This is a genomic window from Bradyrhizobium sp. PSBB068 (genome assembly GCA_016839165.1).
Classification (GTDB): domain Bacteria; phylum Pseudomonadota; class Alphaproteobacteria; order Rhizobiales; family Xanthobacteraceae; genus Bradyrhizobium.
This window is the reverse complement of the sequence record CP069300.1, coordinates 2,911,723-2,928,848: the sequence shown is the minus strand read 5'-3', so window position 1 is coordinate 2,928,848 and position 17,126 is coordinate 2,911,723. Positions and strand designations below refer to the sequence as shown.

The following is a 17,126-nucleotide window of genomic DNA, read 5'->3' as shown; positions in this document are numbered from 1 at the left end:
CTCCCTGCTCGCCCCCATCACGTGGCGTTGCGCTCCTGCTCCGCGATCTTGCGGAACGCGGCCTCGCCGGCATCGGTGACCGCCGCCCACTTCGCATTCGGCGCGGCCTCGGCCTCGTAATTGTCGTGCCAGTTCCACCATTTGTAGGTCGGGCCCTGCGGATAGCCCTTCGGCGAGTCCTCCCAGAGCTCCTGGCGGCCGAACGGGGTGATGTCGAGATAGCTCCACACCGTGCCCATCGATTCATCGCCCCGGCTGTTGACGAGATACGTGCGGAAGATCCGTTCGCCGTCGCGGATGAAGACGTTATGGCCGTGCCACTCGGCAACGCCGAAATCAGCGTCGAAACTGTCGGTGATCGTGTACCACGGCATCTCCCACTCCATCCGCGCCTTCAGCCGCGCGATGTCGGCTTGCGGCGCGCGCGAGGCGTAGGCCAGCGTGGTGTCGCGCTGGTTGAGATGCGAGAGATGGCTGACCTGATCGGCGCCGAGCGAGCAGCCGCGGCAGCCGTGATCCGGCCAGCCGAACACGCCGGGCTCGAAGAACGCGCGGTAGACGATCAGCTGCCGGCGGCCTTCGAACAGGTCGAGCAGGCTCGCCTTGCCATTCGGTCCCTCGAACACATACGGCTTCTCGACCGCCATCCAGGGCATCCGCCGCCGCTCGGCGGCAAGCGCGTCGCGCGCGCGCACCTGCGCCTTTTCCTTCACCAGCAGTTCCAGGCGCGCCGCCTCCCATGCCTCGCGCGACACCACGGGCGGCGTCTGCATTGCCGCCAGCCCGCAGCGATCGTTTTCAGCCGATTTGCTCATGATGATCTCCATATTTCGAATTGGACGAACCCCGGCACCACTGCGCAGTTCCATTGCTGGCGGCCGTTCGTCATTGGCCATGCCGCAATCTGGCGCGGCGGCAGGCGATGGTGGGAGTGACAAGTGTGTCGGGATTCTCGCGCATGCGATCCGTCGATCGCCGATCTCGTTGCATAATGCTTGCACTATGCAATTATCTGTGAGAACCTGAGGCCATGAAACAGACGGCCCACGCTGCCGAAGATGGCCTGAAGCTGAGCAGCTGGCTGCCTTATCGCCTGTTCCTTGTCGCGGCCCAGGTCGCCCGTCCGCTCGAGAGTTTCTACAGCGAGACGTTCGGACTGAGCCAGGCCGGCTGGCGCATCCTCGCCGTCATCGCCGAACGCGAAGCCGCCAATGCCGCGGAGATCGGCCGCGCCTGCGCGCTCGATCCGTTCGCGACCAGCCGCGGTATCGGCCAGCTCAAGGAGCTCGGCTTTGCGGTCCGACGTGCCGGCAAATCCGATCGCCGCTTCGCCGCCGTCAGCATCACCCGCAGCGGCCGGACTGCCTTCAACCGCATCGCCTCACTCGGCAGCGCGATCGAGGCGCGGCTGCTGGCCCGCCTGTCGCAGAGCGAGCGAACGACACTCGATTCCGCACTCACCCGGCTCGAGGGCGAGAGCGCGCGGATCGACGCGGGTGGCTGGCGCGCGCTGCTCGACGACACCGGCGCACCATGACGGCCGCGTTGTTCGCGTTGACCGCACTGCTCTGGGGCGGCGGCGCGCTGGCAACCGCGATGCAAGCGGGCGTGACACCGGCGCCATGGTCGGTCGCCCTGCGCATGGTGCTGGCAGGTGCTATCCTGTTCGGCTACGGCCGGCTGCGCGGCGTGCCGCTCGCGATCCCGCGCCAGGACCGGCCGGCGGTCGCGTTGCAGGGCCTGCTGTTCTTCGCGATCGCCTTCATCTCCTTCTATGAAGCGGCCGCGCGCATGCCAAGCGGGCTGGCGGCCCTGGTGCTCTCGACATCGTCGCTGTTCGCAGCCGTGATCGCGCGCGCCGCGCTCGACGTCCCGATCTCCTCCGGCTTCGTCTGGGGCGCGCTGTGCGGCATCCTCGGACTTGCGATCATCTTCCTGCCAGGCGTCACCGCACAGGGAACTGCGTCGCTGGCGGGTTTCGCCTGGGCGCTCACCGCCGCGATCGCAACCGGCGCCGGGACGACGGTCGGTGCGCGCAACCAGCGCGCCGGACTTCCCGTGGTCTCCGTGCTGGCCTGGGGCGCCTTCGTCGGCGCCGCCGCGAGCGCGCTGTGGGCGATCGCGACGCGCGCGCCATTCGCGGCCGACTTCTCGCTCTCCTACGCAGCGAGCTTTCTCTATCTTGCCGTCGCCGCGTCCTGCATCACCTTCATGCTCTACTTCGAGCTGGTGAGCCGGCTCGGCCCCGGCCGCGCCGCCTACACGCTGGCCCTGGTGCCGCTGGTCGCGCTCGTACTGTCGGCGCTGTTCGAGCACCTCGCGCTGGGCTGGCCGGTGCTCGCCGGCGCCGCCGCGATCCTGGCCGGCAATGTGCTGGTGCTGGCGCGAGCGTAGATTGCGGCGCCCGGTCGCGCCGCCATCGCAATTGACGCGCGGCATATATCTGACTAAAGTCAGATATATGCTCGACCCCGTTGCCCGCGTCCGCCGCTTCAACCGTGCCGTCACACGCGCCGTCGGCGCGCTCGACAGCTCGTTCCTCGGCCGCGGCCGGCCGCTCGGGGCGGCGCGCGTGCTGAACGCGATCGGGCATGGGCGCACTGACGTGGGCGAGATCAGGGATTACCTCGGGCTCGATTCCGGCCTTATGAGCCGGTTGCTGCGCAGCCTCGAGGACGAGGACCTGATCACGACCGCGGCACATGGCGACGATGCGCGCCGCCGCATCGCAAAGCTCACTTCGGCCGGCAAGCGCGAGTTCAACGCCTACGAGGCGCTCTCCAACCGGCAGGCGACCGACTTCCTTGGCCACCACACCCAACGCGAGGCGCTACTGGCGGCGATGGATCTGATCGCCTCGGCGCTCGGACGCGACGGCACGTCGCTGGATGAGATCGACCCGCGGAGCGAGGAGGCGCGCTATTGCCTCGGCGAGTATTACGCCGAGTTGGCGCGGCGCTTCAAACAGGGCTTTGACGTCAAGCTGTCGCGCGACCCGGAGGCCAAGGACATGGTGCGCCCGCGCGGCAGCTTCATCGTGGCGATGTCGGACGGCCTGCCGCTCGGCTGCGTCGGGCTGAAAGGTGGTGGCCGCGAATACGCGGAGATCAAGCGGCTGTGGGTCGCACCCGCCGCGCGCGGCCTCGGCATCGGCCGCCGCCTGATGGACGCGGCCGAACATGCCGCGCGCGAGCTCGGCATCGCACTGCTGCGGCTCGACACCAACAGCGCGCTGGCGGAGGCCGGCCAGCTCTACCGCCGAACCGGCTGGACCGAGATCCCGCGCTTCAACGACGACCCCTACCCCGATCTGTTCTTCGAAAAACATCTCTGAGCAGGGCGCCGGGTGCGGGGTTGCCATGTTGTCCGGCGCGATGTGCTGGCCTAAGACACCGGGATGACCATTTGCCCCATCGTCCGCTATCCCGATCCACGGCTGGCGCTGCCCGCCGAGCCGGTGACCCTGTTCGACGACGCGCTGCGCGAGCTGGCGCAGGACCTGCTCGAGACCATGCGCGCCGCGCCCGGCATCGGCATCACCGCGCCGCATATCGGCGTGGCGCTGCGCGTCGTGGTGCTCGAGCTCGACGCGCGTGAGGGGCCGCGGACCTATGTCAATCCGGAGATCATCACCGCCTCGGACGCGATGATCCTGCACAAGGAGGGCAGCGTCTCGATGCCCGGCGTCACCGACGAGGTCGAACGCCATGCGCGAATCCGCATCCGTTATCAGGACACCGACGGCAACGCGCAGACCGAGGAGTCCGACGGCCTGCGCGCGGTCTGCCATCAGCACGAGATCGATCAGCTCGATGGCATGTTCTGGATCAGGCGGCTGTCGCGGTTGAAGCGGGAGCGCCTGATCAAGCGGTTCGAGAAGATGTCGCGCGGTTAAGCCGACTTCACCCTCCCGCCATCAGATCCTTCGCCAGCGCCATGTAGGCCGGCAGCGTCACCGGATCGTTGGCGGCATTGCCGGCCATCGGGTGCGAGGCGTAGCGCGCGATCACCATCTCGGCCCTGGGATCGATGTAGATTCCCTGGCCGTGCACGCCGCGCGCCATGAAGGCGCCATGCGCATTGTGCGTCACCCACCATTGGTTGCGGTAGGAGGCGCCGGGCAGCGTGGTGTAGCCGGCCGGCTTGAACTTCTCGGGATCGCCGCCGCGCGCGATGTCCTCGACCACTTGCGACGGCACGATCTGGCGGCCATTGAAGCGGCCGTGGTTGCGGATGGTCTCGCCGAAGCGGGCCAGATCGCGCAGCGTGGTCGACAGCCCGCCGCCGCCGCTTTCGGTGCCGATGCGGTCGACGTGATAGTGCGCGTCCTCCTCCGCGCCCATCGGCGCCCAGATCCGCTCGGACAGCAGATCCGACAATTTCATGCCGCTGGCGCGCCTGATGATCCAGGCCAGCACGTCGGTGTTGACGGTCTTGTAAGCGAAGGCCTTGCCGTGCTCGCCCTGCTTCTGCTGCGCGCGGAGGAAATCGAAGATGGTGGTCGCGCCCTCATAGCCCGGCGGTATCGGCGCCATGCCGTTGGCGCGGCGCAGCCCCCAGACGTCGGAATTCTTGTCAGTATAGACCTCGGTGTATTTCAAGCCCGTAGTCATATCCATGACATCATGCACGCGAGCATCGCCGAACGCGCTGGCCTTCAGCTCCGGCACATAGTCGGTGACCGGCGCCTGCGGATCGATCTTGCCCTCGGCGATCAGGATGCCGGCGAGCGTGCCGGTGAACGATTTGGTCACCGACATCGCGATATGCGGCTTGTGCGGCTTCAACGCGCCGAAATAGCGCTCGTAGATCAGTCTGCCCCGGTGCAGCACGGCGATGCCGTCGGCGTAGCTGTCCTCGAGCATGCGCGCAAAAGTCTGCGGCCGGCCGTCCATCGTCACCGACGCCGACGCGCCGATGTCGTGATCTTCGCGCGGCAGCACGGACGCCGGCCCTGCCCCGCGCCAGACGTTCACCGTCGGCACCAGCTGGCGGATGTTGCTCCAGGCCCAGCGCAGCTCGGGGAAGCTGCGGAACGAGCCGTTCTGGAAGGTGATGGTCTTGTCCTGCGGCGGCGGAAAGCCCTGCATCCAGCCGAGCTCGTTCGGATCGGTCTCGGCGGCGGTGAGAGTTTGCTGCTGATTGGCGGCTGCGACGGACATCAAGGTTGGCTCCAGGGCTGCAATACGAATTTCGTATCACGCGCGGGCTACGACCACATCCCGCGTTTGCGCCGGGGGTGATCGTCGCCGCGAGCGCATGCCGGCGCCAGGATTTCCGGCACATGGATTACCCTGCGGCCGCCCGCTCGATCGCGGCGATGTCGATGTTCTTCATCGTCATCATCGCCTCCATCGCGCGCCGCCCGGCGGCGCGATCGGCGCCGTTGATCAGTTCGAGCAGCCGCAGCGGCGTGATCTGCCAGGTGAAGCCCCAACGATCCCGGCACCAGCCGCACGGCAATTCCGCGCCGCCGTTGGTCGTCACCGCGTTCCAGTAGCGGTCGGTCTCCTCCTGGCTGTCGGTCAGCACCATGAAACTGACCGCCTCGTTCGGCACGTAGTTGGAACCGCCGTTCAGCCCGACGAAGCGGCGGCCGAGCACGGTGAACTCGACCGTCAATTCGTCGCCCTGCCCGATGCCCGGGATCGGCGAGACATGCCCCGCATCAACGTGGCTGTCGGGAAAGGTCGCGGCGTAAAACTCCGCCGCTTCGCGCGCCTTGCCCTGGTCGAACCACAGGCATGTGACGAGATCGGTCATGTGCGGTCTCCTTGTTTGCGCGGAGGACGATTGGCGACGACGGCAACCGACAGGCCGACGAAAATAATCGCGGGAAATCCGTTTGTCGCAACACCGCCTCTACGTGCACCACTGTCGTCCTGGCGAAGGCCAGGACGACGGCGGTGGATCAAGCTCCTCAGTCGCGCGATACGGACAATCCCGCGAGCAGCGGCGCGTACGCGGCGAGCCTGCGCGATACGAACTCCGTGAACAGCCGCACGCGCTTGGTCTTGCGTGTCTCTCCCTGGGTGAGGAGCCAGAGCGTGCCATGCATGTGCAGGTCGGTGCCCGGCACCCTCGCCAGCAGGGGGTCGGCGTCCCCGGCGAAGCACGGCAGTGTCGTCATCCCGAGCCCTTGCCGAACGGCAGCGATCTGCGCCTCACCGTCCGTGGTCCTGAATGGAACCCCCGCGGTACGAACCTCACCCTCGCGGGCCCAGTCCGGGATGCCATGCATGCTGATGACGATCCACCTGACGGGATCAGGCGCGCCCGCGCGCCACGCGGCCAGTCGATCGCGCGACATGTAGACGCCGCCGAACAGATCCGGCCCCTTCAGGCCGTGAAGATTGAGCGGCAGGGTCTTGCGGTCGTAGACGACACGGATCGCGACGTCGGCCTCTCGATTGGTCAGATTCGCCAGCTCGCCTGACGACAGGATTTCCATCTCGATGTCCGGGTGCAAACGCGCGAAATCGGCGAAATCCGGCATCAGCAGGTGTGTCGCGAGGGTCGGTGCCAGCGTCACCCGCAGAAGCCCGCGCACGCCCTGGTCGCGACCGAAGACGCGCGTCTGCAGCTGGTGCGACGACGCATCCATCTGGTCCGCGAACTCGAGGACCTCTTCGCCCGCAGCCGTCAGCCGGTAGCCCGAAGGCAGCTTTTCGAACATCTGCGCCCCGAGACGCTCCTCGAGCTGGGCGATGCGTCGCAGCACGGTCGAGTGATTCACCCCGAGGTGCTCGGCGGCAGCCCGCACCGAGCCGCCGCGCGCGACGGCAAGAAAATAGCGAACGTCATCCCAGTCGATCATGGTGCAATCCGGCACCGCATGGTGCGCCTTCCAAGCCCGCATCTAACACATCGAACGGCAATACGGGCGGCCATCATAGCCTATGCCGACGAGCGCGGCCCGGTTCCGAGCCGCAGATACCAATCGTCACGACTGGCGTCAGTCGTCCAGCCGGATCGATTTCGCACCACCGATGTGCGCGCTTCCGCACTCAACGCCTGACTGCGGCGGACCCATGTTGGCGTTCTCGGGGGCATCCCCGAACGAAGGCGAAGCTCGAAGGAGAAGTCATGGGAAAGCTTGAAGGTAAGGTTGCAGTCGTCACAGGTGGATCGAGCGGCATGGCGCTGGCGAGCGCCAAGCGGTTCGTCGAAGAAGGCGCCTATGTTTTCATCACGGGCCGGAGGCAGGAGACGCTCGACGCGGCCGTCAGGCTGATCGGCCGGAACGTGACGGGCGTGCGCGGCGACGCGGCCAATCTCGACGACCTCGACCGCCTGTTCGATACGGTGAAGCGGGAAAAGGGCAGGATCGACGTCCTGTACGCGAGCGCCGGCATCGGCGAAGCCGTCCCATTGGGCGAGATCAGCGAGCAGCATTTCGATGCGGCCTTCGGCCTGAATGCGCGCGGCACGCTGTTCACGGTTCAGAAGGCGTTGCCGCTGTTCAACGACGGCGGATCGATCTTCATGACCGGGTCAGTTGCCTCGGTGAAGGGTTTTCCTGGTTACGGCGTGTATGCGGCGAGCAAGGCGGCATTGCGCTCATTCGCGCGCACCTGGCTCAACGAACTGAAGGGCAGGAATATCCGGGTGAACGTGCTGAGCCCGGGGCCGATCGCCACACCGATGCAGGACCAGGTCCTCACCGAAGAGGCGAAGCGGATGTTCGAATCCCTGATCCCGCGGGGAACGATGGGGCGTCCCGAGGAAATTGCCGCGGCCGCGCTGTTCCTTGCTTCTGACGAGTCCAGCTTCGTGAATGGGGTGGAGCTGTCTGTCGACGGCGGCTTCTCAGCCATTTGAAGGCGGACAATCAATATCAACACGGATCGGAGAAGCATCATGAGCTACGCGATTATAGGATTCGGCAAGATCGGCCAGGCTCTTGCCAAGGCGTTCGCCCGCAAGAACATCGACGTGACCGTCGCAAGCCGCCGGCCGCCCGAGGCGTTGGCGCCGCAGGCCCAGGCGATCGGCCCCACGGTTGTCGCCAGATCGCTGCGGGACGCACTCGCGGCCGACACGATCATCCTGGCTGTCCCGTTCGAGGAGCATCGCGAGGTCGCGAAGGCGCTGCCGGACTGGCAAGGTAAGACGGTGATCGACGCGATGAACGCGTTGCTTCCGCCTGAGGAGCTTGACGGTCTTCCGTCCTCCGCCTTCGCCGCGAAGGCGTTCGCCGGCGCCAGTTACGTGAAGGGCTTCAATCACCTGATTGCGGCGAAGCTCGCTGCCGATCCGATCGTCGAGGGCGGCCACCGGGTGGTCTTTCTGTCTGGTGACGACGACGACACGATCGCCCCCGTGGCGGCCCTGGCGAAGCAACTCGGGTTCGCACCCGTCAAGCTCGGAAAGTTCAACGAGGGTGGCGCGCTCGTGCACGCACGCGGCCGCGTTTGGGGCCCGCTCATCTTCCAGGATTTGTTCAAGAAGGAGCCGTGATCGGCGTATGGGCGCCATTCGAAGTGTGGCGAGACGCCCTGCCCGCGCAGGATAAACAGCGCGCAGTTCGGTTCAACGGTTTCAAACAGCGTCAGATATGACACGGCGTGCTCTTGACCAGCCCTGTGCGCTCGGCCAACTCAGCCAAGGTCAAGGCGCTGTCGCCCCGACGAAAGGCCGTCAAGACTGCTAGCGCCCGTTCGGCCGCTGATACCCCCTTGAGTGCGGGCGGCTTCTTCTCGCTCTGTCTCGCCATCTCAAATCCTCATCTTTGCTTCTCCTACGTCATTCTCGTACCGGTTTGAAGGGCGATGTCCGCGCAGTTGAGAGCGTCGAGGCGAAACCTGCTGAGGAGACAGCCGGCAGAGGCCGCGGACTGCGCCCGAGAAGATTGCAATTTTCATTCAGCACGGCTGGAAGAGCGCCGTGTCGGGGCGGTACGCGCAACGACGGCAGCGTCCTATTGCTGAGACCAGCCCCGCCCTTTTGGCGATCAGGTACGCCGCAGTACTCCGCCAGCGAAAAGCGCGTGGAACCCCGACCTCGATCAGTCTAAGCCAGTGCGCGATCTTCAGCGTCTGCAACGAAGCCGAAGCAAGATCATCAAGAAGTTTGGATTACACCATGACCACGCCCATCGCTCACTTGCCTCCCCGCGTCAGATACTGAGGGCCGCTGAGCGCCGAGAGCTGTCGCTCGGGTGGGGCAGCTAACGACCAACGACCCAGCTCTATATCCGAAGAGAGCATAGCGACGAGCTTAGCTCCTAGGACTTACCAACGTCCGCCGCCCCGGCACGAAGAAACAGGCTAACGCTGGCAAGTAGAGGCGGTACTATGAAGCACCACACGCTGAACTTCGCGTACAGCAAGGCCGCACCCGCGCAACCAACCGCGAACGCTACGATATTGATTGACATGCGCGCCAATCGACTCTCGGGCGCGCCTGCATCCGGCTTGGGCCCCTGCAGCATGTCCGCAAGATCAATCATCACCTGCGTCGTCGTTCCGGTCATCAATGTTGACGGAGGTGCGCTGCCCAGATGAATACGGTGAGCCGCATTCTGAATAGCCATGGCGGCGACCAGCACCATACCCGTGAAGACTGCCGGCCCGGCGTCGCCGTTGGTGAAGGGCCCGAAATGAATCGCGAGCACCGCACCGATGAGCAGGAGCGCAAACTTAACCCCAAGAACCACCTTCAGCGCCGGCAACCGGCGCCGCAACAACGCGCTGCTGAGCAGTCGTGCAAGGATGACAACGAGGCAGAACACCGGCAGCGCAAGCAGCTTGGCTACAGCGCCTGACGTGCCGAGCACCAGCGATGCGCCGAGCGTCACGAAGTTTCCGGTGACATGCGCGGTGAACAAGCCTTGCAGGGCAAGAAAACCGGCCGTGTCGACGTATCCCGCGTTGAGGCTGAGCACCAGCGGTAGCAGCGGACGAAACAGGTCTCGGGTCATGAACGTTCCTTACAGCCCATATTTGAGCTCGATGCCGAGATAGTTGCTGTCATGGCCGCCAGCGCGCAAGATGGTATCGCCGACCTTGTAGTGCACGGCCTCGACCGCGCCGGTGAGATGCGCGTCGAACCGGTAGTCGGCCCGCAATTGCGCGTAGACGCCGGACCATGCCGAGCCCGTACCCGCAGTGTTGGCCACAGGGATATTCGGCTGCACGTAGATCGCATCAGCTGTGGTTTCGCGCCACTGCAGCCCCGCCGCAACCATGATGGACAATGCTGCCACAGGATTCACCGTGAGCGACGGCTTGAGATGGATCAGATTGGTGTAGCCGGTAAATCCGGCCAATGTGAAGTAGTAGCCGTTGGGAAACAATGGGTTGAACGTGCCGATAATGTTATCGCCGGGATGATGATCGCCGGACGCCGCGTCGAACTGCAGTCCTATCCGCGGATTCCATGCGGCCTGTTCGAACGTATAGCCGGCGCGCGCTCCGACGCCCCAGGCCCGGATGTCCTTGGCGCCGACCGTGCCGAGTTGGCCCATTCCCTCGAGATCCCAGTCGATTTGCTGCCACTTGCCGGCGAAGCGAGCGTCGAAGACGTGACGTTTCTCGTCGCCGCGGGCGTCAAGGAAACGGACATTGTCTCGTCCGTAGTAAGAATAGTACGCGGAGAGCTCGTCCTTGCCGAATACCAGCCGCTCCACACGCAGCGTGTGAAAGCGAAAATGACTGTTTGATGTGTCGTCGAATGGATGAACGTCATAGTACTGCACCGGCTGACTGACGAAGCCGATGAAGCGCCATTGTCCGGTCTCCCAATCCGCCCAGGCGGCATCGAATGACTGACGTACGTTCGGTCCGTCGCGAGATGACACGAAGCGTTGCAGATCGAAGGCGAAGTCCTGACGGCCGACCCGCGCTTTGAACGTACCATCGGCGGTCGCATTGACGTAGGCAAGATAGGCGAGCCGCAGGTCGACCCGGTCCTGATCGACTGGCGTGATCACATTCTTGTCGAAGGCGCGGTCATCCTCGAACTGCAGAAACATCTGCCAATGCTCGTCGAAGTGAAAATCGGCGTGCAGTTGCAGGCGCTGGATCAGATAGTTGTCGGCCTTGTTGCCACTCGTGCCGAACGCGTTCGCGTCAACGTGTTCGAAGCGTTCGCGCAGCGTCATACCCAGCGAGACGAAGCTCTTGGGATCGCCAGGCATGAGCGGAATGTACTTGATCGGATCGAAGAAATCGGTTCGGAGCGCGGGGTTGGCCAGCACAGACCAGTCCTCTTGCCAGCGGTTCATCCCGATTGTGGGCCGCACCGGCGTCGCATCGTCAGCCAACGCCGGCATGGCACAGAGACAGGCGGCGAGCCCCGCCGCCATGTCAACAAGTCTGTTCGCCTTTGCCCTCACAATCGACACATGCCTCACCGTTCGCGGCTCCGACGAAGCTAAAGGCCGCCGTCGTACTGCGCTGCAGAACGAACGCTCCTATTTAGCCGCGGCGTGGATTTCGGCGACATAGCCGCCCGGAAATTTAATCATCGCCGATTGGCGGTGGTCCGCAACGAAAGGCTCGACCAGCACCGTCGCACCCGCCGCCTTTGCCTTGCCGATGGTTTCACCCAGATCGGTCACTTCATACCCGGTCAGTTCGCGGCCGTAGGGGTACGGCAAGTGCCCGTCGGTGGCGACCACTGTCACCTTGCCAAATGCCGATTCAACGCGGATGCGCCGATAGGTATCGTTTGGACGGCCAATCTCGATCCCCGGAGCGCGGGTTTCGTCTGACAGTTTCTTGCCTTGGGAGAACCGCAGGAAGCTGCGCACGAAGGCGTCAGCGCGGTCTCGCGAGACGTAGACCCGGTTCTCCGGAACGGTCTGGAACGCGGCATAGTTTGGCTTCGTCGTGTGCCAATATAGCTGCATGTTGACGCCACCCGGCCACTGGATCACCACGTCGCGCCCGATCGGATCGGGAAAGGGTGCAACCAGCACATCCGCACCAGCCGCCTGCGCCGCCTTCACGGCGGCATCAATGTCAGTGACCAGGTATCCGGTGCGCTCGGCGCCGAACGGGTACGGAATCGGCGTCTTGAAGCCAAACAGCGAGACCGTACCAACCGGCGTCTGCAGGAGCTGTGACGTCGCGCTACTCGGCGTCGGCGTCACGGTCGCTACAACCTGCTTGGTGCTCTGACCGCCGAAGGTCGCCAGGAAGCTTTGCACGAACTTGTCGACGTCCTCGAACGCGACATAGACATGGGTCGTGTCATATTGCGGTGCGACACCGTAGACCGTACGGGGAGCCGCCTCGCGCGCGTGCGCGATCTGCGGTAGCGACAAGCATGCTGCAAACATCAGGCTAGCAAGGGTTTTGGACGAGATCACGAGGCACCTCCTCAAGGCAAAGTCGAAAGCGGATCGGATCACGCAGGCCGATTCTTGGACGCAATCATAGCGACCAAAATCAATCCCGCGATCAAGCCGAGATGTTCGAAAAACGCGTTAAGCGCCATGAAGCGCGGATGACCATCAAGGGCCCAGAAGTTGTTCGCCGTCAGCATTGCCACAGCCGTCAGCACGCCCAAGCCGCCTGCGCCGAACCAGACCCAGCGACCGGCCAGCACCAGAGCCGAGCCGCCCAGTTCGACGATGATGGCAAGGCTTGCCCACAGCCAACCCGGACGCAGCGCGAAATGCTCCTGCTCGGCGATCGCACCGCTGAAGTCGAGCAACTTCGTAACCCCTCCGATCAGGAAGGCCGACACCAGCGCGAGGCGCACCACAGGCCAGAGCCACGGCCAGCCTAGAATGCCGCGAATCAGCCGCGGCGTATCGACATGGGTGGGCATGTCAGACCGCCCAGCAGGCGCAGCCAAGCGCGCCCCAGAACGACTTGAGGTCGGACGCCGGAATCCGGCTCGTCCAGGCCCGGGCGTGATCATGGCCATGCACCGAACATTGGCTCGCACAGTTGCAGGCGCTGAACGCCATCCGTGACGCGGTCGTCGCTTGCTGATCCGAGGCTCCCCAGGCGGCGTAACCGCCAAAGCTGCGAACCGGCGACCAGTCCGGCATTGCCGGCGGCGGGACGGCTTCGTCGAGCGACTTGAAGTCGCCGGCGCCATAGACCACCTTGCCGCCAACGATGGTGAGATCGCTCGCCATATCGGCGATTTCGGCCTCGGCGCAGGAGAAGTAGTCGCGGTCGGGCACGATCAGATCGGCGAAATGCCCCACCTGGATGCGCCCTTTCCTGCCCTCCTCGTTGGAAAACCAGGTGACGTTCTCGGTCCACATCCTGAGTGCCGTTTCGCGGTCCAGGCAGTTGCGTTGCGGCGTGATGCGAAGCCCGCCGACCGTCTTGCCGGTGACAAGCCACGCAAGTGAGACCCAGGGATTATAGGAAGCAACACGGGTCGCGTCGGTGCCGGCCGACACCTTGACTCCCTTGTCGATGATCTTTTTGACCGGCGGCGTGGCCTCTGCCGCACCAAACCCGTAACGCTCGACAAAATACTCGCCCTGATAGGCCATGCGATGCTGCACGGCGATACCACCGCCGAGCGCCGCGATGCGGTCGATAGACTGGTCGGAGATGGTTTCGGCGTGATCGAAGAACCAGTGCAGGCCGTCAAGCGGCATGTCCTGATTGACCCTCTCGAACACATCGAGCGCACGCGAAATCGTCTCGTCATAGGTCGCATGCAGCCGCCACGGCCATCTGTTCTGGACGAGCACACGGACGACCTCTTCCAATTCGCCTTCCATCTCGGGTGGCATGTCCGGTCGTGCGACGCGAAAATCCTCGAAATCGGCCGCCGAGAACACCAGCATCTCGCCCGCGCCGTTGTGGCGGAAATAATCCGTACCCTGCTTGTACTTAGAGGTCCGGGTCCAGTTCAGGAAGTCGTCCTTCTCGCCCTTTGGCTTCTGGGTGAACAGGTTGTACGCAAGGCGGATCGTGAGCTGTCCCTGATCCGACAGTTGCTGGATGACTGCGTAATCCTCTGGATAGTTCTGGAATCCGCCGCCCGCATCGATCGCGCCGGTGACACCGAGCCGATTGAGCTCGCGCATGAAATGGCGGGTCGAATTGACCTGGTAGTCGAACGGCAGCTTGGGCCCCTTTGCCAGCGTCGCATACAGGATGTTGGCGTTCGGCTTCGCCAATAGCAGCCCGGTTGGGTTGCCCCTGGCGTCGCGCGTGATTTCGCCCCCCGGCGGCTCCGGCGTCTCCTTTGTGTAACCGACAGCGCGCAGCGCGGCCGCATTCAGCATCGCCCGGTCGTAAAGGTGCAGGATGAAGACCGGCGTGTCCGGTGCTACCGCATTGAGCTCGTCAATGGTCGGCAAGCGCTTCTCGGCGAACTGGTGCTCGGTGAACCCACCGACGACCCGCACCCATTGCGGCGGTGGCGTGATCGCGACCTGCCTCTTAAGCATGGACATCGCGTCGGCGAGCGACCGAACACCGTCCCAGCGCAGCTCCATGTTGAAGTTGAGGCCGCCCCGGATGATATGGAGATGATTGTCGATCAGCCCGGGCAGAACACGGCGCCCCTTGAGGTCGATAATCCTTGTTTCCGGACCGGCAAGCTTCATGACGTCATGATCGCGCCCCACGGCGGTGAACAGGCCGTCCTTAATCGCAACCGCGCTCGCAGTCGGATTCGATCGATCAAGCGTCGTGAAGAGACCGCTATGGAAAATCGTGTCAGGAGCGCTCATGAGGTCTTCTCCGCGGTGTCCGTGGTAGCCTTGCCCTCGCCGGCGTGCCGCCCGGGCAGCATTCCGAACATGTGAGGCGCGCACTTCGCTTGCCGCCATGCAGCCGCAAGGCCTTCGCCCGTCATCATCTGCCTGGCGACGGGCACGATCTGCTCACCGGCTAGAATGCCGAGCAATCCGACCAGCGCCACCAAGGGTGGCGCCGGGGAGCGCACGTTGAGAAGACTGTAGATGACGCCGACCAGGAGGCCTGCACCAAGCGACAACAGGTAGATTCTCATGTAGCTCGCTCCCCGGCGTGCGTCGCCTTAATGTCCTTCCGACGCACCGAACATGGACTTGGCGTAAATGATGCCGAGGCCGTAGGCGCCGCCGTGCCGCTTCGCGATCCCTGTGGTCATCTCGTAGGTTTCGGTTCGCGCCCAGTCTCGTTGCAGTTCGAGCAGATACTGCAACGACGTCATCGGCCGGACGCCCGCCTGAATCATGCGCTCCATGGCGCGTTCATGGGCTTCCGTTGAGACATCACCGCAGGCGTCCGCGATGGCATAGACCTCAAATCCCTGGTCGAGCGCGGACAGCGTCGGTCCAACGATGCAAACCGAAGTCCAGAGGCCGGCAAACACCAGGCGGTTCTTGCCGATCCGGTTGACCTCCTTGATGACATTTTCGTCTTCCCAGGTATTCATGGAGGTGCGGTCGATCATCTTCTGGCCGCCAAAGGCCGAAACGATCTCGCCGAACATCGGCCCGGAGAAGCTCTTTTCGGCAACCGTCGTGAGAATGGCGGGCACCTTGAAGCCGGCCGCGGCTTCCGAGATCAGCGCAGCATTGGTGCGAAGATTGACCGCGTCGATCGACTTGGTTGCGAACGACATCTGAGACTGAAAATCGATCAGGATCAGAGCGTGATTGCTGGGACTGAGCAGCCCTTTTCCGGGAGTCGCTTTGGCATTGATCGACATGATGGCTCCTTTTCGTTTGGAAGGTTTGGTTGGGGCTCGCCGCCTCGCTGACGCTCAGGTCAGCGAGGCGATGGTCGCGCCAGATGATGGGAAGCGTCGCCAGGCGAGGAAGCCGAGAACGCCGAAGAGGACGAGCCCGGCGACTTGCGCGACCGCGAAAGGCGGTTCGCTTTGCGTTGGTGCCAAAGCATGCAAGATCGTGATCTTTTGGAACGACTGCGCGATTGCCACGAAGACGTTGAGATAGAGCGCGGCAACGGCGCAAATCACATAAACCGAACACCACGCGCCGCGGAGCGCAAACAGATAGAGGCCAGCGCCCGCGGCAATGAGCAGGCAAAGCAAGATCGCCCCCACGATCCGTGGCGGATCCAGACCGAACGGCGCCAGCGGAAATCCGGTCACGCCCGTCAACAAGGTCGTCGCCAGGAAGATTGCGGTCCAGCCCCCGAGATAGCGGCCACCGATCATTCCAAGCACCGTCACAAGGCCGGTCAGAATGCCGATCAAGCTCAGCGCGACGTGGATTTGGAGGAAGATAGACGTCGGAATGCCCCAGGTCACTTCGAAACTCCCGGGTTTTCGATCAGGCTTTGAAGAATGCGAGCATGTCGGCGTTGATGGTCGCCGCCTCGGTCGTCGGCATGCCGTGCGGGAAGCCCGCGTATGTCTTCAACGTTCCGTTCTTGAGAAGCCTGGCCGAGAGCGGCCCCGAGCCCGCGTAAGGCACGATCTGGTCGTCGTCGCCGTGCATGACGAGCACAGGGACGTTGATCTTCTTGAGATCCTCGGTGAAGTCCGTTTGCGAGAACGCGACGATGCCATCGTAGTGAGCTTTCGCGCCTCCCATCATGCCTTGACGCCACCAGTTCTGGATAACGGCCTCTGAAGGCCTGGCGCCGGACCGGTTGTAGCCGTAGAACGGTCCCGCCGCGACGTCGCGGTAGAACTGCGAGCGATTGGCGGCGACCTGCGCCTGGAAGTTGTCGAAAACCTCTTTCGGGAGGCCGCCCGGATTTTCCTGCGTCTTCACCATCAGCGGCGGGACGGCCGCGATCATGACCGCCTTGGCAGCCCTGCTCTCGCCATGACGAGCCAGGTAACGCACGACCTCTCCACCGCCGGTGGAGTGCCCGACATGGATGGCGTTCTTCAGATCCAGATGCGACGTCAATGCAGCGAGATCATCCGCATAGTGATCCATGTCGTGACCGTCAGCGACCTGGGTCGACCGGCCGTGACCACGGCGATCATGGGCGATGACGCGATAGCCGTGGCTGAGGAAGAACAGCATCTGGGCGTCCCAGTCGTCCGACGACAGCGGCCAGCCGTGGCTGAATACGATTGGTTGCCCCGAACCCCAGTCCTTGTAAAAGATTTCGACCTGATCGTTGGTCTTGATGGTCGGCATCGTCGGTCCCCAATCCGCCCTTGACGGTCTCGACGATCGTTAGTCGTGGCGCGCCCACGTGGCGAATAAATCGTTCCAAAAACCCCCTCGC

The 17,126-nt window shown here is 64.0% G+C and carries 19 protein-coding genes and 1 pseudogene; 6 read left to right on the top strand and 14 right to left on the bottom strand.

The window, feature by feature from the left end; genetic code table 11:
• Positions 1-17: 17 nt before the first annotated feature.
• Positions 18-815 (bottom strand): DUF899 domain-containing protein, encoded by a 798-nt coding sequence (locus tag JQ507_13430; protein ID QRI72401.1) that lies wholly within the window; start codon positions 813-815, stop codon positions 18-20.
• Between the two features lie 215 nt (positions 816-1,030).
• Here JQ507_13430 and JQ507_13425 point away from each other — a divergent pair, with 215 nt between their 5' ends.
• From JQ507_13425 to JQ507_13410, 4 genes are all read left to right on the top strand, one after another.
• Positions 1,031-1,537: a MarR family transcriptional regulator gene (locus JQ507_13425; GenBank protein QRI72400.1), complete on the top strand. Its 507-nt coding sequence runs from the start codon at positions 1,031-1,033 to the stop codon at positions 1,535-1,537.
• Positions 1,534-2,394 carry a DMT family transporter gene (locus tag JQ507_13420; protein ID QRI72399.1) on the top strand — a complete coding sequence of 287 codons (861 nt, stop codon included), beginning with the start codon at positions 1,534-1,536 and terminating at the stop codon, positions 2,392-2,394. The genes JQ507_13425 and JQ507_13420 overlap by 4 nt, the downstream gene beginning before the upstream one ends.
• Before the next feature lie 67 nt (positions 2,395-2,461).
• Positions 2,462-3,334, top strand: a complete 873-nt coding sequence (locus tag JQ507_13415) for a MarR family transcriptional regulator (GenBank protein QRI72398.1) — start codon at positions 2,462-2,464, stop codon at positions 3,332-3,334.
• A 63-nt stretch (positions 3,335-3,397) separates the two neighbouring features.
• The gene (locus tag JQ507_13410) at positions 3,398-3,895 is read left to right on the top strand and encodes a peptide deformylase (protein ID QRI72397.1); all 498 of its coding nucleotides are present in this window, start codon (positions 3,398-3,400) and stop codon (positions 3,893-3,895) included.
• Between the two features lie 7 nt (positions 3,896-3,902).
• Here the strand turns inward: JQ507_13410 and JQ507_13405 are convergent, their stop codons facing one another.
• The 3 genes from JQ507_13405 to JQ507_13395 all read right to left on the bottom strand — a co-directional run bounded on the left by JQ507_13405 (position 3,903) and on the right by JQ507_13395 (position 6,817).
• Positions 3,903-5,162 (bottom strand): serine hydrolase, encoded by a 1,260-nt coding sequence (locus JQ507_13405; protein ID QRI72396.1) that lies wholly within the window; start codon positions 5,160-5,162, stop codon positions 3,903-3,905.
• A gap of 127 nt (positions 5,163-5,289) precedes the next feature.
• Positions 5,290-5,763, bottom strand: a complete 474-nt coding sequence (locus tag JQ507_13400; protein QRI72395.1) for a VOC family protein — start codon at positions 5,761-5,763, stop codon at positions 5,290-5,292.
• 157 nt (positions 5,764-5,920) lie between these two features.
• A complete protein-coding gene (locus tag JQ507_13395; protein QRI72394.1) occupies positions 5,921-6,817 on the bottom strand; it encodes a LysR family transcriptional regulator in 897 nt (298 codons plus the stop codon).
• A 269-nt stretch (positions 6,818-7,086) separates the two neighbouring features.
• Between JQ507_13395 and JQ507_13390 the strand changes: the two genes are divergently transcribed.
• Positions 7,087-7,821: an SDR family oxidoreductase gene (locus JQ507_13390; GenBank protein ID QRI72393.1), complete on the top strand. Its 735-nt coding sequence runs from the start codon at positions 7,087-7,089 to the stop codon at positions 7,819-7,821.
• A 39-nt stretch (positions 7,822-7,860) separates the two neighbouring features.
• On the top strand, positions 7,861-8,460 hold the full coding sequence (locus tag JQ507_13385) for an NAD(P)-binding domain-containing protein (protein ID QRI72392.1): 600 nt from the start codon (positions 7,861-7,863) through the stop codon (positions 8,458-8,460).
• A 106-nt stretch (positions 8,461-8,566) separates the two neighbouring features.
• On the opposite strand, the pseudogene JQ507_13380 reads toward JQ507_13385, so the two are convergent.
• From JQ507_13380 to JQ507_13335, 10 genes and pseudogenes are all read right to left on the bottom strand, one after another.
• Positions 8,567-8,716: pseudogene (locus JQ507_13380) on the bottom strand (helix-turn-helix domain-containing protein).
• Between the two features lie 510 nt (positions 8,717-9,226).
• Entirely contained in the window at positions 9,227-9,922 is a 696-nt protein-coding gene (locus JQ507_13375; protein QRI72391.1) for a DUF1275 domain-containing protein, read from the bottom strand.
• Between the two features lie 9 nt (positions 9,923-9,931).
• A complete protein-coding gene (locus tag JQ507_13370; GenBank protein ID QRI72390.1) occupies positions 9,932-11,308 on the bottom strand; it encodes an alginate export family protein in 1,377 nt (458 codons plus the stop codon).
• A gap of 108 nt (positions 11,309-11,416) precedes the next feature.
• Positions 11,417-12,286: a glyoxalase gene (locus JQ507_13365; protein ID QRI73323.1), complete on the bottom strand. Its 870-nt coding sequence runs from the start codon at positions 12,284-12,286 to the stop codon at positions 11,417-11,419.
• Positions 12,287-12,354: 68 nt separating this feature from the next.
• Entirely contained in the window at positions 12,355-12,780 is a 426-nt protein-coding gene (locus JQ507_13360; protein ID QRI72389.1) for a DoxX family protein, read from the bottom strand.
• A 1-nt stretch (position 12,781) separates the two neighbouring features.
• Positions 12,782-14,758 carry an amidohydrolase gene (locus JQ507_13355; GenBank protein QRI72388.1) on the bottom strand — a complete coding sequence of 659 codons (1,977 nt, stop codon included), beginning with the start codon at positions 14,756-14,758 and terminating at the stop codon, positions 12,782-12,784.
• Positions 14,656-14,940, bottom strand: coding sequence for a XapX domain-containing protein (locus tag JQ507_13350; protein QRI72387.1), 285 nt, complete (start codon positions 14,938-14,940; stop codon positions 14,656-14,658). Before JQ507_13350 ends, JQ507_13355 begins: the two co-directional genes overlap by 103 nt.
• 27 nt (positions 14,941-14,967) lie before the next feature.
• Positions 14,968-15,618: a hydrolase gene (locus JQ507_13345; protein ID QRI73322.1), complete on the bottom strand. Its 651-nt coding sequence runs from the start codon at positions 15,616-15,618 to the stop codon at positions 14,968-14,970.
• A gap of 60 nt (positions 15,619-15,678) precedes the next feature.
• Positions 15,679-16,188: a hypothetical protein gene (locus tag JQ507_13340; protein ID QRI72386.1), complete on the bottom strand. Its 510-nt coding sequence runs from the start codon at positions 16,186-16,188 to the stop codon at positions 15,679-15,681.
• 22 nt (positions 16,189-16,210) lie between these two features.
• Entirely contained in the window at positions 16,211-17,035 is an 825-nt protein-coding gene (locus tag JQ507_13335) for an alpha/beta hydrolase (GenBank protein QRI72385.1), read from the bottom strand.
• Between the last annotated feature and the right edge of the window lie 91 nt (positions 17,036-17,126).

Excerpts from the sequence above, each read along its gene's own strand:
- JQ507_13395 (QRI72394.1), bottom strand. The coding sequence starts at position 6,817 with ATGATCGACTGGGATGACGTTCGCTATTTTCTTGCCGTCGCGCGCGGC.
- JQ507_13420 (QRI72399.1), top strand. The coding sequence starts at position 1,534 with ATGACGGCCGCGTTGTTCGCGTTGACCGCACTGCTCTGGGGCGGCGGC.
- JQ507_13360 (QRI72389.1), bottom strand. The coding sequence starts at position 12,780 with ATGCCCACCCATGTCGATACGCCGCGGCTGATTCGCGGCATTCTAGGC.
- JQ507_13415 (QRI72398.1), top strand. The coding sequence starts at position 2,462 with ATGCTCGACCCCGTTGCCCGCGTCCGCCGCTTCAACCGTGCCGTCACA.
- JQ507_13350 (QRI72387.1), bottom strand. The coding sequence starts at position 14,940 with ATGAGAATCTACCTGTTGTCGCTTGGTGCAGGCCTCCTGGTCGGCGTC.
- JQ507_13375 (QRI72391.1), bottom strand. The coding sequence starts at position 9,922 with ATGACCCGAGACCTGTTTCGTCCGCTGCTACCGCTGGTGCTCAGCCTC.
- JQ507_13410 (QRI72397.1), top strand. The coding sequence starts at position 3,398 with ATGACCATTTGCCCCATCGTCCGCTATCCCGATCCACGGCTGGCGCTG.
- JQ507_13355 (QRI72388.1), bottom strand. The coding sequence starts at position 14,758 with ATGGCGGCAAGCGAAGTGCGCGCCTCACATGTTCGGAATGCTGCCCGG.
- JQ507_13390 (QRI72393.1), top strand. The coding sequence starts at position 7,087 with ATGGGAAAGCTTGAAGGTAAGGTTGCAGTCGTCACAGGTGGATCGAGC.
- JQ507_13400 (QRI72395.1), bottom strand. The coding sequence starts at position 5,763 with ATGACCGATCTCGTCACATGCCTGTGGTTCGACCAGGGCAAGGCGCGC.
- JQ507_13385 (QRI72392.1), top strand. The coding sequence starts at position 7,861 with ATGAGCTACGCGATTATAGGATTCGGCAAGATCGGCCAGGCTCTTGCC.
- JQ507_13335 (QRI72385.1), bottom strand. The coding sequence starts at position 17,035 with ATGCCGACCATCAAGACCAACGATCAGGTCGAAATCTTTTACAAGGAC.
- JQ507_13430 (QRI72401.1), bottom strand. The coding sequence starts at position 815 with ATGAGCAAATCGGCTGAAAACGATCGCTGCGGGCTGGCGGCAATGCAG.
- JQ507_13405 (QRI72396.1), bottom strand. The coding sequence starts at position 5,162 with ATGTCCGTCGCAGCCGCCAATCAGCAGCAAACTCTCACCGCCGCCGAG.
- JQ507_13365 (QRI73323.1), bottom strand. The coding sequence starts at position 12,286 with ATGTTTGCAGCATGCTTGTCGCTACCGCAGATCGCGCACGCGCGCGAG.
- JQ507_13370 (QRI72390.1), bottom strand. The coding sequence starts at position 11,308 with ATGGCGGCGGGGCTCGCCGCCTGTCTCTGTGCCATGCCGGCGTTGGCT.
- JQ507_13425 (QRI72400.1), top strand. The coding sequence starts at position 1,031 with ATGAAACAGACGGCCCACGCTGCCGAAGATGGCCTGAAGCTGAGCAGC.